The sequence below is a fragment of the Jiella mangrovi genome (genome assembly GCF_017815135.1).
GTDB classification, from domain to species: domain Bacteria; phylum Pseudomonadota; class Alphaproteobacteria; order Rhizobiales; family Rhizobiaceae; genus Jiella; species Jiella mangrovi.
On record NZ_JAGJCF010000018.1, the window covers coordinates 63079 to 77264 of the forward strand.

Consider the following 14186-nt stretch of genomic DNA (forward strand, 5'->3'; position numbering starts at 1 on the left):
ATGCTCTCCCCAGCGCCCCCCGTCATTGTTCCCTCGCTCCTGTCGATCGCCAAGTCGACACGCGCGTTTCTGACGATCCTGCTGGCCCGAATCGATCTTCATCCCGGCCAGGACCAGTTGCTGGACCGGCTCGAGGTCGAAAATCCCGTGAATGTTTCCACCCTCGCGGAGCTGTTGGCCGTTCGGCCCTCGACGGTTTCCAAGATGCTGGATCGGCTGATCGAACGGGGACTGGTTTCCCGCTCGGCCAACGCTCGCGACGCCCGCCGCACCATGGTGCATCTCACACCCGCTGGGCTCGAGGCGCAGCGCAACGTCCGCGAGATCTGGTCGAAGCTCGAGGCGGACCTGACTTCGGCGCTTAGCGCGGAAGAAATCTCCATGCTGGACGATTCCCTCTATCGGGCTGGAGATATTTTGAGCCAGAAGCTGCGCCGCCTGCGCTGAGCCGGGGCTCCCAAGCCAAAATACTTCGTTTGGATCTGATGCGACGTCTTCGTCCCGGCGCATTCGGTGCTATCTGGCAGCGTGCTGGAAACGAACGGACGGACAGGCATTTTGAGCGACTCTCCAACCATCATCATCGAAAAAGACGGCATGGCCGTCGAAATTCTCGCCCTTGGCGCCTCGGTCGTCAGCATCAGGCCTCGTGGTGCCCCCCATTCGATGGTTCTGAGCATGCCGCTCGACCAATACGGGGCGGCGAACCAATCCTATGCCGGCGCCAGCGTCGGGCGCTTCGCCAATCGCATCGCCCGCGGCCGCTTCGACCTTGCCGGACGATCCTACCAGCTGTCGATCAATGACGGCGTCAATCATCTGCATGGCGGAACCGGTGGCTTCTCGACCCAGGAATGGTCGATCCTGGAGCGCTCGCCCTCCCGCGCAGTTCTGACGACGACCGCCAAGGACGGCGACGACGGCTATCCGGGGAACCTTTATGCAAGGGCCATTTTCACCGTACTTGCCGGCGACGCGCTCGAAATCGCCTATGAGGCCGTCACCGATCGACCGACCATCGCCAATCTCACCTCGCATCTCTACTTCAACCTCGATGGCACGGGCGACGTTCTCGGCCACGATCTGACGGTCCCGGCGGGGCACTATCTGCCGGTCGACGAGACGACGATGCCGACCGGGGAAATCGCCTCCGTCGCCGGTACGCGCTTCGATTTCTGCGAAGGCCGTCGCCTTGCGGATCGGCCCGAAGGGCTCGACCACAATTTCTGTCTTTATTCGCATCGCAGCATGAACCCGCGCCCGGCGGCCACGCTTCGGTCGGAGCGCAGCGGCTGGACGCTCGAAATGACGACCACCGAACCCGGCTTGCAGGTCTATGACGGAGCGAAATTCGACGGCAGCCAGAGCCACGCGGACGGACGGCCGATCGAGGCCTTCGCAGGGCTCGCGCTCGAGCCGCAGATCTGGCCGGACGCGCCAAATCGCCCGAGCTTCCCCACCGCCCTGCTGCTTCCCGGCGAGACCTACCGCTCCGTCTCGCGGTATCGGTTCATCCAGGGTTCATGATCGCCAAGGCAATATCGCGCCGGTTTCGGGCTGACGGTTAACGCAAGTGCGAATTAATTCTCTGCTGCGCTGCGATATCGCTGTTCAACGATATCGTTTGTGGGTAACTTCGATGCAGCCCTCTACTGCAAATTGACCGTAAAATCAGATGTTTGTTTCGAATAGACCGCGTAACGTCTCGCGCCGATCGGCCCTCAAGCTGGGTCTGGCCGCAAGCTGCAGCTCGCTGATTCCAGCTTCCCTTTCCCTGGCGAGCAATGCATTCGCCCAGGAGCAGTCTCCCAAGCAGCCGGCAGAGGAAAACACGGCCGTCGGCTCGCAGGCGCAGCCTTTCACCTTCGACGCGCTCTCCGCCCGGATGCAGCAGCAGGCGAAGGAGGACTACAAGGCGCCCGATTCCTCCCTGCCGGACATCATCGCAAATCTCAGCTACGACCAGCACCGTGCGATCCGCTTCCGTCCGGATCATGCGCTGTGGCGCACGGAACCCGGTGAATTCCATCTTCAGGCCTTTTATCCGGGCTGGGTGTTCAAGGACACGACGAAGATCTTCATCGGCACTGGCGGCGTGTATGAGCCGCATGTCTTCGACGCGTCGGACTTCGAATATCGCCCGCCCCTCGATCCGTCCAAGTTCCAGTCGCTCAAGCTCGCGGGCATTGCGGGATTTCGAATCCACGCGCCCTTGCAGCGGCCGGATTATTTCGACGAACTGGTGACGTTTCTCGGCGCGAGCTATTTTCGCGCGCTCGGCAGCGGCACCCGGTACGGGCTGTCGGCGCGTGGTCTTGCGATCAATACGGCAACCTCGGAGACCGAAGAGTTTCCGCGTTTTACCGCCTTCTACATCGACCAGCCGCAGCCTTCGGACAGCTCGATCCGCATCATGGCGGAGCTCGACAGCGAGAGCCTGACCGGCGCCTATCTCTTCGTCATCACGCCCGGCCATACGACGACGATCGAAACGACCTGCAGACTGTACCCGAGGACCGACATCACGCGGCTCGGCATCGCGCCGCTGACCTCCATGTACACCTTCGGCGAGAACGACCACAGCGACCATGAGGACTTCCGGCCCGAAGTTCACGACAGTGACGGCCTCTTCGTGAGGCGCGCGAGCGGAGAGGAACTCTGGCGGCCGCTGAAGAACCCCCAGACGCTAGCCCTTTCCTATTTCCAGGAAAGCAGTCCGCTCGGCTTCGGTCTGCTTCAGCGCGATCGCGACTTCAGCCATTATCAGGATACCGAGGCGCGATATGACCTGCGCCCGTCCTTGATGATCGAAACGCTCGGCGACTGGGGCAACGGCACCATCGAACTCGTCGAGATCCCGACCGATTCGGAAGCGAACGACAACATCGTCGCCTTCTGGGTGCCGGAGGAGAAGGCTTCGGCCGGCAAGTCCATGGAATTCCGCTACCGGATGAAATGGGGACTTTCGACCGAGGACGAGACCCTGATGGCCCGTGTCTCGGGCACCTATGTCGGCATCGGCGGCAATGCGGCCGAAGCCAAGGACAACCCGACGAGCCGCCGCTTTGCGATCAATTTTACCGGCGGTTCGATCCACAATCTGCCGGACGACGCGTCCCTCGAGCCGCAGATCGACGTTCCGTCCAATGCGCGCCTTCTCGACAGCAGCGTGTCGCGCCTGCCCGACGGCGGATGGCGCATCGCGCTCGAAATTGAACGAGAAGATTCGCAACCTGTGGAACTTCGCGTGAAACTTTCCATGCTGCAACGCATTGTAAGCGAAACGTGGCTATATCAATGGACGAGTACGACATGACGATCCTCCCAAACGATCATTCCGTACGCGATGACATGAACTGCGGTGCCATCATCGGCCGCGCCGACCTTTCCGACGACGTCGTGGTCGACGCCATCAAGGATCGGCTTGCGTCGTGCAACCGCTCGGTCGAGCAGGCCGACAGCATCGTGAGCGCGGCGCTTTCCGGCGATGCCGAGGCCGTCTCGTTCTTGCGTACCATTCAGGTTCCGGCACCGACGGTTCGGCTGTCTATGCCGCCCCAGGCTCTGACGCGGGGCGAACAGCGCCGCGGGCTTTCTCTCTCGCAGTTCCGGTTCTCCTGGACCCGTGGTTAACCCGCAGGACAGGTTGCGGGGCGCATTGTACTTACCGCAGCCCTTCGTATCTGGAGACGGGCGGTAAGGCTTGTCTGACGACACCGGCGCTCGCGCCGGTGTCGTCGTTTGCTGGCTTGCAGGACTGATGGACGTTTCGATGGCCCTACGCCGACTGGTATTCGTGTTTGCCGCCGTGGCGCTTGCCTTTCTCGCCGCCTGGCTTTTCTTCGTCGTCGTCACCGCCAACGGCATCACCAACCTGCATTTCGTCCAGATCGGCCTCTTGCTGATTTGTTGCCTGTGGCTCTCCTGGGGCTTCAATACGGCCCTTGTCGGCATATTCAGCCAGGATACGCCGGACGTCATCGAACCTCAGGGCGATGCGCAGAGCCGCTCCGCGATCCTGATGCCGGTCTATAACGAAGATGTCGGAGCCGTCTTCGCGCGCGTCGCCGCGATGTACGAGGAAATCCAGAAGACGCCCGAGCACGGCCGGTTCGACTTCTACATCCTGTCGGATTCGACGAAGCCCGAAAACGTCGCCCATGAACGCGAGCTGCACGACCTTCTGGTGCGGGAACTGAGCGCCGGCGGTCGGCTCTATTATCGGCACCGCGACCAGAATGTCGGGCGCAAAGCCGGGAACATCGGCGATTTCGTCACCAACAATGGCGGCGCCTACGACTACATGCTGATCCTCGACGCGGACAGTCTGATGCGGGCGGAGACGATCGTCGAGATGGTCCGCCGCATGGATACCGATCCCGAGCTCGCGCTTCTGCAGAGCCAGCCCCTGATCATTGGCCGCCGCACGCCTTTCGGGCGCGCGCTGCAGTTTTCGGCGGCGCTGTTCTCGCCGATCTTCTCGCGCGGGATCGCCGCCCTGCAAGGGCGCGAGGGTCCGTTCTGGGGGCATAATGCCATCATCCGGGTGCGCGCCTTTGCGGCCAGCTGCGGTCTGCCCACTTTGTCGGGCAAGCCGCCTTTCGGCGGCCATATCCTCAGCCACGATTTCGTCGAGGCCGCCCTTCTGGCACGCGCCGGATACAAGGTCCGCGTCCATCCCGATCTGGAAGGATCGTTCGAGGAAGCGCCCTCCAACATCATCGAATATGCCAAGCGCGACCGGCGCTGGTGTCAGGGCAACCTTCAGCACGCAAGGCTGCTGCCCGCACCCGGACTGAAGAGCTGGAGCCGGATGTCTCTGATCGCGGGCATCATGGCCTATCTCGCGTCCCCGATCTGGCTGATGTTTTTGATCGTCAGCCTGCTCGACCCTGTTCTCGCGCCCGAGCCCAATTATTTCCCTGCGAACTCGTTGTTTCCGGTCTTTCCGCAGCCCGAGACCAACAAGGCGCTGCTTTTGCTCTTCGGCATCTTCGTCCTGCTTCTCCTGCCGAAGACGCTGATCGCCTTCGGCTCGGCCTTCACCAGCCGTCGCAAGGGTTTCGGCGGATCCGCGATCGTTCTGGCCAGCGCCTTCGTCGAGTTGATCGTGACCAGCATTCTCGCCCCGATCATGATGATGTTCCAGTCCAAGGCGGTCTACGAGATCCTCATCGGCGCGGATGCGGGCTGGCCGTCGACCGACCGCGACGACGACTACATGCCGGTATCCGTGGCCTTCCGGGCCTCCTGGTGGATGGTCCTTGCCGGCGCGATCGTCCTTTACGCGACCTATGCCTATGCGCCCGACCTGATGCTCTGGACGCTGCCGATCGCGCTGCCGCTCGTCGGAGCGCCCTTCATCATCAGCCTGACGGGCAATCCGGCGCTGGGCGACGTTCTCAGGCGTCTCGGCCTCTTCACCACGCCCTTCGAGGCGCATCCCGAACCGGTGATCCGGGCGAGCGCCGAATGGCGTTCGCGCGTGGCGGCGCTGGAGCGGACGGCCCGCCCTCAGAAAACCACGATGGAGCGCTCTGAGGCGTTGCCCGACCCTGCGTGAGCCCCGACGAAAAACCAGATGACCAGTGCTGCCTCGCTCCGCGCCCCTTCGGGCCGTGACCATCGTGTCGATTTTTGGCGGGGCGTTGCCCTGGTGATGATCTTCATCAATCACATCCCGGGCAATCTCTACGAGAACTTCACCTCGCGGAACTTCGGATTTTCCGACGCCGCCGAGCTGTTCGTCTTTCTGGCGGGCTTTGCGTCGGCCTTTGCCTATGGCCGGCTGTTCTTCGCAGGGCACGAACTGGTTTCGACCCTCAAGGCGTTTCGGCGCTCCGGCGTCCTCGTCATGGTCCAGCTGATGCTGTCGACGCTGGCGCTCGGCATCTATTCCTGGGGCGCCCTCGCCCTTGGCCATGGCGAGCTCCTGTCGCGCATCGGCCTTTCGCAGTTCATCGCTTCGCCGGTCGAGACGATGATCGGCTTTGCCACGATGACCCACCAGCTCGGCTATGTGAACATCCTGCCGATGTACGCCGTCCTGCTGCTGATGCTCCCGGCGCTGCTGTTCATTGCGCGCATCAGCCTCAACCTGATGCTCGGGGTTTCGGCGGTGGTCTGGCTCCTCGCCTATGTCTTCGCCATCGACCTGCCGAACTATCCGCTCCCTGGCGGCTGGTTCTTCAACCCGGTCGCCTGGCAGCTGATCTTCGCGCTCGGCCTTTACTGCGGCTTCCAGCGAATCGAGCGCGGCTATGCCGTGCCGTTCCACCCCTGGCTGATCGCGGCGGCGGGCGCCTATTGCATGATCGCCTTCCTCACCATCCGTTTCAATCTGTGGTCCTGGTGGGCGGCGCTGCCTTTTCCGGTTCTCCTGACCGGTTTCGACAAGACCTATGTGAGCCTGCCGAGGCTTCTGCACATCATCGCCATCGTCTACCTCTTCGCGAACGCTTCGGCGACGTCGCCCTTCTCCACGGTGAAGCGCGACAATCCGCTGGCCATGCTGGGCCGGCACTCGCTGCCGGTTTTTGCCGCGGGCACCGTGATGTCGCTGATGGGGCAGGTGATCAAGAACGACCGGACACCGCATTTCCTCGCCGATACGCTCATGATCGGCGCGGGCATCGCAATCCTGTTTGCGCTGGCACGCTTTCTCGACTGGTGGGCCGTCGCCCAGAAGGTCGCCCTGGGGCCGACGGCAGGTCGCGCCATCGACCCGACGCGCGCCGAACTTTCCGCAGGCGCGAAAGCCGGTCAGGATCCGCGTCGAGCAGCGGGATCCAAGCTCGGCCAAGGCAGTGTCACGCCCGCCGAATGATTGCCTCGGGCATCGAAACGACTCGCTGATCGTTCCGGCACGAGGCGGTGCTCACGCCTGACCGGCATCGCCGAGGCAGCGCTTTGCGACCGCCGCCGGCCCGGATTGAGAGTTGTCCCCTGCTCAGGATGGCAGGCAGCAATAAGTCATATTGTTATATGAATATTTCTCGCTAAAGTCCCCGCTGGCAAAAGGCCATTTGGGGAGTGAAATGCCATGGTAGCTGGCGCTGCAACAACGACGGGAGGGGGATGGTTCGCCAGAGAGCGAACCGTGGCCGGACCCGGCTTCAATCGATGGATGGTTCCGCCCGCGGCGCTGTGCGTGCATCTGTGTATCGGCGAGGTCTACGCCTTTTCGGTATTCAACAAGCCGCTCAGCCTGTTGCACGCGACGACGGGCGCGGACGGGGTCAAGGTGCCCGGCGCCGATGACTGGTCGATCGCTTCGCTCGGCTGGATCTTCTCGATCGCGATCCTGTTTCTCGGCCTTGCGGCCGCCTTCGGCGGCACGTGGGTGGAAAAGGTCGGCCCGCGCAAGACCATGGCCGCGGCTGCGGCACTGTTCGGCGGCGGCTTCATCGTCGCCTCGCTGGGCGTCGCCTGGCATCAGCTGTGGCTGGTCTATCTCGGCTACGGCGTTCTGGGCGGCTGCGGGCTCGGCCTCGGCTACATCTCGCCGGTCAAGACGCTGATGAGCTGGTTCCCCGATCGCCCCGGCATGGCGACGGGCATGGCCATCATGGGCTTTGGCGGCGGCGCCTTCATCGCCTCGCCACTGTCGGTCTGGCTCATGGGCATGGGCGGCGTCGCCTTCGCCTTCGTGGTGCTCGGCATCGTCTATTTCATCTACATGATGGTCGGCGCGACGATCGTCCGCGTCCCGCCGAAGGGCTGGCTGCCGGAAGGCTATGTCGCACCGAAGCAGTCCAAGGGCCTGATCACCACCGCAAACGTCCATGTCGACGAAGCGCTGAAGACGCGGCAGTTCTGGCTGCTCTGGGGCGTTCTCTTCCTGAACGTGACCGCCGGCATCGGCGTTCTCGGCCAGGCATCGCTGATGATCCAGGAAATGTTCCCGGCGGTGACAGGCGCAGACGGCGTGGTGACGGCTGGCGTCACGGCCGCGGCCGCGGCCGGCTTCGTCGGCCTGCTCTCGCTGTTCAACATGGGCGGGCGGTTCTTCTGGGCCTCGACGTCGGACTATATCGGCCGCCGCAACACCTACATGATCTTCTTCGCCCTCGGCATCGTCCTCTACGCCCTCGTGCCGACCACCGGCCAGATGGGCTCTATCGTGCTGTTCGTGGTGTTCTACGGGATCATCCTGTCGATGTATGGCGGCGGTTTCGCCACCATCCCGGCCTATCTGAAGGACGTCTTCGGCAATCAGTATGTCGGCGCGATCCATGGCCGGCTTCTGACGGCATGGTCGGCCGCCGGCATCGTCGGCCCCTCGCTGGTCAACTACATTCGCCAGTATCAGATCGATTCCGGTGTGGCGAAGGCCGATGCCTATACGGTGACAATGTACATCATGGCGGGTCTGCTCGCCGTCGGCTTCGTCCTGAACTTCATGATGAAGCCGGTGGACGAGCGCCACCACATGGAAGCCGAGCCGGCTCCGAGCCGAGCCTGAGGGGAGACAAGACATGGCAAACGGTGCATCGAATTCGATGAACGTCAAGCTGGCCCTCGCCTGGGCTTTCGTCGGCATTCCCCTCGCCTGGGGGATCATCACGACGCTGATCAACGCGCTGGCGCTGTTCCAGTAGGCGCTTGCGGGCCGAGGGCATCCGCCTGAGGTCCCGCGACCTCGATCATCCACAAGCGCGAAGGGCGGCCTCGATCATAGGGGCCGCCCTTTCTCTTGCCCGAAAGCATCAACCAGTGTCGGGCGGCCAGGCAAGCGACACCCGACGCGCTACAGCATCGGCCCGACAAACCGGAATCGATTTTCGAAAAGCACGATGCGTCGATTCAGTACGTCAGAGCGTCCTTTTCGCGTCCATTTGGACGCCCGGCGCTCTCATGGGCTTACGCGCCATAGCCCCGGATCGCGGCCGCGACGAGCCCGGTCAGCTCCTCCTCCAACCGCTCAGCATTGACGCCCGAATAGCGGCTTTCGAGCGAGATCGAGACGATGCCGTGGACGGCCGAGAACAGCGTGCGGGCGCGCAGCAGGACTTCCGTCTCGCCCAGATCGGGATAAAGCGCGGCAAGCGAGGCCCCCGGATATTCGAAGAGCCGGGCCTGATCACCGCGCAACTGCGCATCGAGCGCGCTCTCTTCCTGTGATTCGAATTCGAACAGCGCTCGCCACAGCGGCGTCTCCTCGAGCGCGAAGCGAAGATAAAGCCGGGCGAATGCGACAAGGCGATCGGCGGGATCGTCCTCGACGGCTCCACGCTGCAGCCTCTCCTCCAGCCGCCCCAGCGTCTTCGCGTTCACCGACAGGATGGCCTCGTCGAGAGAGGCGAAGGCGCCATAGAGCTGGCCGTTCGAGACACCGGAAAGGGCAAGGACATCGCGCAGTCGCAGCGCCCTCACCCCGCGCTCGACGATCAGCCTTTCGGCCGCGGCGATGACGTCTCCGCGCACTTCGTCAATGTCTCGAACGGGCCCACGCGGCATCGGTATTTCCTCTGAAAAATTTTAAGAGCAACGCTCTTTTACGACTTGACCGGGTCGAAATCCATAGTATGTTTCGTTTAGGAGCAATGCTCTTATCGAGAAAACGGAAACCGCCATCATGTTCAAACTGATGACCACCATTGCCCGGGGACGCGCCCACGAAAGCGCCGAAATGATCGCCGCGCGCAACGCGACGACGATCCTCAGCCAGCAGATCCGCGATGCCGCGAGCGCTCTCGACAATGCCAGGCGAGCTCTGGCGATCACCGAAGCAAGTTTCGGCCGGGACGAAGCAAGGCTGCATCGTCTGACGCAGACCATAGAGGATCTCGAAGGCCGCGTCGTTGCGGCCATCGAGAAGGGGCGAGACGACCTCGCCAGGGAAGGCGCCGAAGAGATCGCCCAGCTGGAAGCGGAACGGGACCTCGCCCGCAAGGGTGTCGAGCTTCTTCGCAACGAGATCGCCCGGCGCCGGCCGCAGCTGCGTGATTGCGAAGCGCGCCTTCGCCGCCTTTGTCTCGGCCGCGATCTCGTCTCGGCCCGCGCACAGGCAAGAAGGCTCGGCGGCCCGTCCGGGACGGCCCGGCTTTCGCGCCTCGGCGAGGCCGAACAGACGCTGGCGCGGATTGAAACCGCGCAGTCAGCCGAAGACGCGGCCTTTGCAGATCACGAGAGCGGCGCCGGGCGCCCGATCGTCGACAGACTGGCCGAAGCCGGCTGCGGCCCGGCCCGCCCGAACTCGGCCGTCGCCGTCATCGAGCGGCTGCGCCAGCGGATCGAGGCACAGTGAGCCGACAGGCCGGCGAGACATCGACCCGGCAGCCGCAACACGTTCCCGGACTTCATGAACCCACCAGACAGGACAGACCCATGAACGACATCAAGACCATCCCGAGCAACGCCTTCTCCCTCTTCACCGTCGCGGCCTTCATCGTCGCGGCCTGCATGATGGCGGGCGGCATCTACTTCCTCGAAGCGAGCTTTGCCGCCAAGGGTTTCTACGCCATGGCCGCGATCATGCTGGTCCACACGACGGTCACCGTCACCAAGACGCTGCGCGATGCCGAGGAGGCCAGCAAGGAGGCGGCCCGCCAGGACGAGATGCGCACGGAAAAGATGCTCGGCAACTACGCCGGCGCCTGATCGCGCCCTGCCGCTCGCCACACCCGGCGATAGCCCCGACAGGCGAGCGGCGCGATCAAACAGGGCTCCCGCGTGAACGAAGCGACCACGCGCAAGAGGTTCAAGTTCGGTCGAAGAGGCTTTCCGCCCCACCAGTCTCTTCGGCCCGCGGCAGCGATTTCCCCCGGTCGCTGCCGCTTTCCTATGTCAGTCAGCCGTAGCTCGAGACCGCCGACCCCGCGAGCGCTGCGGTGTTCAGGAGGCCGCGCACGGTGACGCCCGGGGTCACGATATGCGCCCGGTTGCCCATCCCCATCAGGATCGGCCCGACCTCGAGGCCGCCCGCCACCGACTTCAGGACGTTGCGCACGGCGCCGGCAGCGTCCGAATTGGCATAGACGAGAACGTTCGCCCGCCCCTCGAGCCGCCCTCCCGGAAACAGCCGGTCGCGCAACTCCGCGTCGAGCGCGGTGTCGGTGGTCATCTCGCCCTCATAGGCAAAGTCGAGCGGCTTTTCGTCGAGGATCTTCAGCGCGCCGCGCATCACCCGGCCCGATTCATTGTCGAGATTTCCGAACTGCGAGCTCGAACACAGGGCGATCTTCGGCTCGATGCCGAAACGGCGCACATGGCGCGCCGCCGCGATCACCGTCTCGGCCACCTGCCCCGCATCCGGGGTCATGTGGACGTGGGTGTCGGCGATGTAGAGCGGCCCCTTGTCGAGAATGATCAAGGAGAGCGCCGCGACCGGGTGCAGATGCCCGTTGGCCAGGATCTGGGTCAGATGGTTGAGGTGCCAGCGATATTCGCCGAAGGTGCCGCAGATCATGCTGTCTGCCTCGCCGCGATGGACCATGACGGCGGCGATCGCCGTCGTATTGGTGCGCATCACCGCGCGGGCGAGATCGGGCGAGACACCGCGACGGTGCATCTGCTCGTAATAGGTGCCCCAGTAATCGCGGTAGCGCGGATCGTCCTCCGGATTGACGATCTCGAAATCGACGCCGGCGCGGATCTTCAGGCCTTCGCGTTCGAGCCGCGCGTTCACGACGTCCGGCCGGCCGATCAGGATCGGCCGGTCCGCCGTCTCCTCGACCATCGCCTGGGCCGTGCGCAGCACCCGGTCGTCCTCGCCCTCGGCAAAGACGATCCTCCGGCTGGAGGCCTTGGCGGCGTCGAACACCCGCCGCATCACCGAATAGGAGCGATAGACCTGCGCATTCAGGCTGACGCTGTAGGCTTCGAGATCGATCGGCCGCGTCGCGACGCCCGATTCCATCGCCGCCTTCGCCACGGCATGGGCGATGGTCGGCAGAAGCCGCGGATCGAAGGGCTTGGGGATCAGATAGTCCGGCCCGAAGGACAGCCGCTCGCCGCGATAGGCATGGCCGACCTCGGCCGAAGCCGTCTCGCGGGCGAGCCCGGCGATCGCCTCGACGCAGGCCAGCTTCATCTCGTCGTTGATCGTCGTCGCGCCGACGTCGAGCGCGCCGCGGAAGATGAAGGGAAAGCAGAGGACGTTGTTGACCTGGTTCGGATAGTCCGACCGGCCGGTGGCGATCAGCGCGCCGGGCGAAGCTTCTCTTGCCTCCTCCGGCATGATCTCGGGGGTCGGATTGGCCAGCGCGAAGATGATCGGATTGTCCGCCATCCTGCCCACCATCTCCTTGGTCAGAAGCCCCGGGCCGGAAACGCCGAGGAAGAGATCGGCCCCCTCCATCGCCTCAAGGGTGGTGCGCATTTCGGTGTCGCGGGCGAACTCGGCCTTTTCAGGCGAAAGATCGTTGCGCCGCTTGTGCACGACGCCCTTGGAGTCGAGCATGGTGATATTGTCTTTCGTCGCCCCCATCACCAGGAACATCTTCAGGCAGGCAATGCCGGCCGCGCCCGCGCCGAGCGCGACGATCTTGATGTCGGCGATGTCCTTCTTCGCGACCCGCAGCGCGTTCACCGCCGCCGCCGAGGCGACGATCGCCGTGCCGTGCTGGTCGTCGTGGAAGACCGGGATCTTCATCTTCTCCCGGCACAGCCGCTCGACCAGAAAGCAGTCGGGCGCCTTGATGTCTTCCAGATTGATCGCACCGAAGGTCGGCTCGAGGCTGGCGACGATCTCGGCGAGCTTTTCGGGATCGGTCTCGTCCACCTCGATATCGAAGCAGTCGACACCGGCGAACTTCTTGAACAGGACGGCCTTGCCCTCCATCACCGGCTTGGAGGCCTGGGCGCCGATATTGCCGAGGCCGAGCACGGCCGTGCCGTTGGAGATGACGGCGACGAGATTGCCCTTGGCCGTGTAGCGCGCGGCATCGGCGGCATTCTTCTCGATCTCCAGGCACGCCTCGGCAACGCCCGGCGAATAGGCGTTGGACAGATCGCGCCCGGTCGTCATCGGCTTGGTGGCGCGGATCTCCAGTTTCCCCGGCTTGGGGAACTCGTGATAGTCGAGCGCTTCCTGGCGTTTCGACAGCGGCTTTGCGTCATCCGTGGACATGGGGCGTCTTTCTTCCCTGATTTTCTTGTCGGGCGATCATCCGTGCCATTTCCAGCATGCGGCACGAAAACCCCCATTCGTTGTCATACCAACCGAACACTCTCAGAAGCCCGCCTGCAAGCGAGGTTTCACGACCGGCGACGATGATCGACTCCGACCTCCCCCGCAAATCCGAGGAAACGAGCGGGCGTTCCGTCCATCCGAAGACCGGCGACGTCGCGGCCTTTTCGCGCAAGAGCGCGTTGACGGCGGCAACGCTTGCCGGCCGCCGGGTCGAGACCGTGAGGTCGATGGCCGAAACGCTGGCGGTCGGAACGCGGATGGCGCGGGCCTCGATCAGCCCGGCGAGCTGAGGCAACACATCGCCGATCAGCCGGCCGGCACTGGTCGTCGTCGGCACCATCGACAGCGCCGCCGCCCGGCTGCGGGCCGCATCGCCGCGCGGCTTGTCGACCGTCGGCTGGCTGCCGGTATAGCAATGAACGGTGGTCATCTGGCCGGACGCGACACCGAAAGCCTCGTCGAGCACACTGAGAAGCGGCGCCAGCGCATTCGTCGTGCAGGAGGCGTTGGAGATCACCTGTTCGTCGCCGAGCCGCTCCTCGTTGGCGCCGATCACCAGCGTCGCGTCGGCGACCTTCGAGGGGCCGGAGATCAGAACCGACCGCGCCCCGGCGGCAAGCCCGCGTATGACGGTTTCACGATCGTCGTTGTGGCCGGTGCATTCGAGGACGACGTCGATGTTGGAAAGGTCGAGCTCTCGGATGTCGCGAACGGAATGAAACGGGATATCGCGCCCGTCGACGACAAGCGTGCCCGGACGGGTCTCGACCGTTCCGCGAAACGGTCCGAACACGCTGTCATATTCGAACAGATAGGCGCAGGATTCGAGCGGCTCGATGTCGTTGATCAGGACGATTTCGAGGTCGTCATTGCCGCCGGCCGCAAGGATTCGAAGGATGGTGCGGCCGATGCGGCCGAAGCCGTTCAGCGCAAGGGTCGTGGGTCGCATGGTCTCTTGTCCCGGCGGGAGCAGACTTTGATCGCCGGCTTTCTGATACGGCAGGTAAAACGTTTCGCTGGCTGATGGAATGGCGCAACGCCCGTCGATCGC

At 63.9% G+C, this 14186-nt stretch carries 13 protein-coding genes; 10 read left to right on the forward strand and 3 right to left on the reverse strand.

Features of this window, described 5'->3' with window-relative positions; all coding sequences use genetic code 11:
* The 8 genes from J6595_RS18875 (at window position 1) to J6595_RS22780 (ending at window position 8600) form a co-directional block, all read left to right on the forward strand.
* Window positions 1-447, forward strand: coding sequence for a MarR family winged helix-turn-helix transcriptional regulator (locus J6595_RS18875; protein ID WP_245198852.1), 447 nt, complete (start codon window positions 1-3; stop codon window positions 445-447).
* Between the two features lie 111 nt (window positions 448-558).
* Complete coding sequence (locus tag J6595_RS18880; RefSeq protein WP_209596622.1) at window positions 559-1527, forward strand: aldose epimerase family protein; 969 nt, start codon at window positions 559-561, stop codon at window positions 1525-1527.
* A gap of 148 nt (window positions 1528-1675) precedes the next feature.
* The gene (locus J6595_RS18885) at window positions 1676-3316 is read left to right on the forward strand and encodes an OpgD/OpgG family glucan biosynthesis protein (protein WP_209596624.1); all 1641 of its coding nucleotides are present in this window, start codon (window positions 1676-1678) and stop codon (window positions 3314-3316) included.
* Window positions 3298-3633, forward strand: coding sequence for a hypothetical protein (locus J6595_RS18890; protein ID WP_209596626.1), 336 nt, complete (start codon window positions 3298-3300; stop codon window positions 3631-3633). Before J6595_RS18885 ends, J6595_RS18890 begins: the two co-directional genes overlap by 19 nt.
* A 139-nt stretch (window positions 3634-3772) precedes the next feature.
* On the forward strand, window positions 3773-5563 hold the full coding sequence (gene mdoH, locus J6595_RS18895; protein WP_209596628.1) for a glucans biosynthesis glucosyltransferase MdoH: 1791 nt from the start codon (window positions 3773-3775) through the stop codon (window positions 5561-5563).
* A gap of 18 nt (window positions 5564-5581) precedes the next feature.
* Window positions 5582-6826 carry an OpgC family protein gene (locus tag J6595_RS18900; protein WP_209596630.1) on the forward strand — a complete coding sequence of 415 codons (1245 nt, stop codon included), beginning with the start codon at window positions 5582-5584 and terminating at the stop codon, window positions 6824-6826.
* A 216-nt stretch (window positions 6827-7042) separates the two neighbouring features.
* Entirely contained in the window at window positions 7043-8464 is a 1422-nt protein-coding gene (locus J6595_RS18905; RefSeq protein ID WP_209596632.1) for an L-lactate MFS transporter, read from the forward strand.
* 13 nt (window positions 8465-8477) lie between these two features.
* Window positions 8478-8600: an MFS transporter small subunit gene (locus J6595_RS22780; RefSeq protein ID WP_280891437.1), complete on the forward strand. Its 123-nt coding sequence runs from the start codon at window positions 8478-8480 to the stop codon at window positions 8598-8600.
* A 262-nt stretch (window positions 8601-8862) separates the two neighbouring features.
* Here J6595_RS22780 and J6595_RS18910 read toward each other — a convergent pair whose 3' ends face one another.
* Window positions 8863-9459, reverse strand: a complete 597-nt coding sequence (locus J6595_RS18910; RefSeq protein ID WP_209596634.1) for a TetR/AcrR family transcriptional regulator — start codon at window positions 9457-9459, stop codon at window positions 8863-8865.
* Window positions 9460-9577: 118 nt separating this feature from the next.
* On the opposite strand from J6595_RS18910, the gene J6595_RS18915 reads away from it, so the two are divergent.
* Entirely contained in the window at window positions 9578-10249 is a 672-nt protein-coding gene (locus J6595_RS18915) for a PspA/IM30 family protein (protein ID WP_209596636.1), read from the forward strand.
* Between the two features lie 80 nt (window positions 10250-10329).
* Window positions 10330-10602 (forward strand): YiaA/YiaB family inner membrane protein, encoded by a 273-nt coding sequence (locus J6595_RS18920; protein WP_209596638.1) that lies wholly within the window; start codon window positions 10330-10332, stop codon window positions 10600-10602.
* A gap of 190 nt (window positions 10603-10792) precedes the next feature.
* Here the strand turns inward: J6595_RS18920 and J6595_RS18925 are convergent, their stop codons facing one another.
* Together J6595_RS18925 and J6595_RS18930 are read right to left on the reverse strand one after the other, a co-directional pair.
* Entirely contained in the window at window positions 10793-13072 is a 2280-nt protein-coding gene (locus tag J6595_RS18925; protein ID WP_209596640.1) for an NADP-dependent malic enzyme, read from the reverse strand.
* Window positions 13059-14084 (reverse strand): type I glyceraldehyde-3-phosphate dehydrogenase, encoded by a 1026-nt coding sequence (locus J6595_RS18930; protein ID WP_209596642.1) that lies wholly within the window; start codon window positions 14082-14084, stop codon window positions 13059-13061. Before J6595_RS18930 ends, J6595_RS18925 begins: the two co-directional genes overlap by 14 nt.
* Window positions 14085-14186 lie beyond the last annotated feature (102 nt).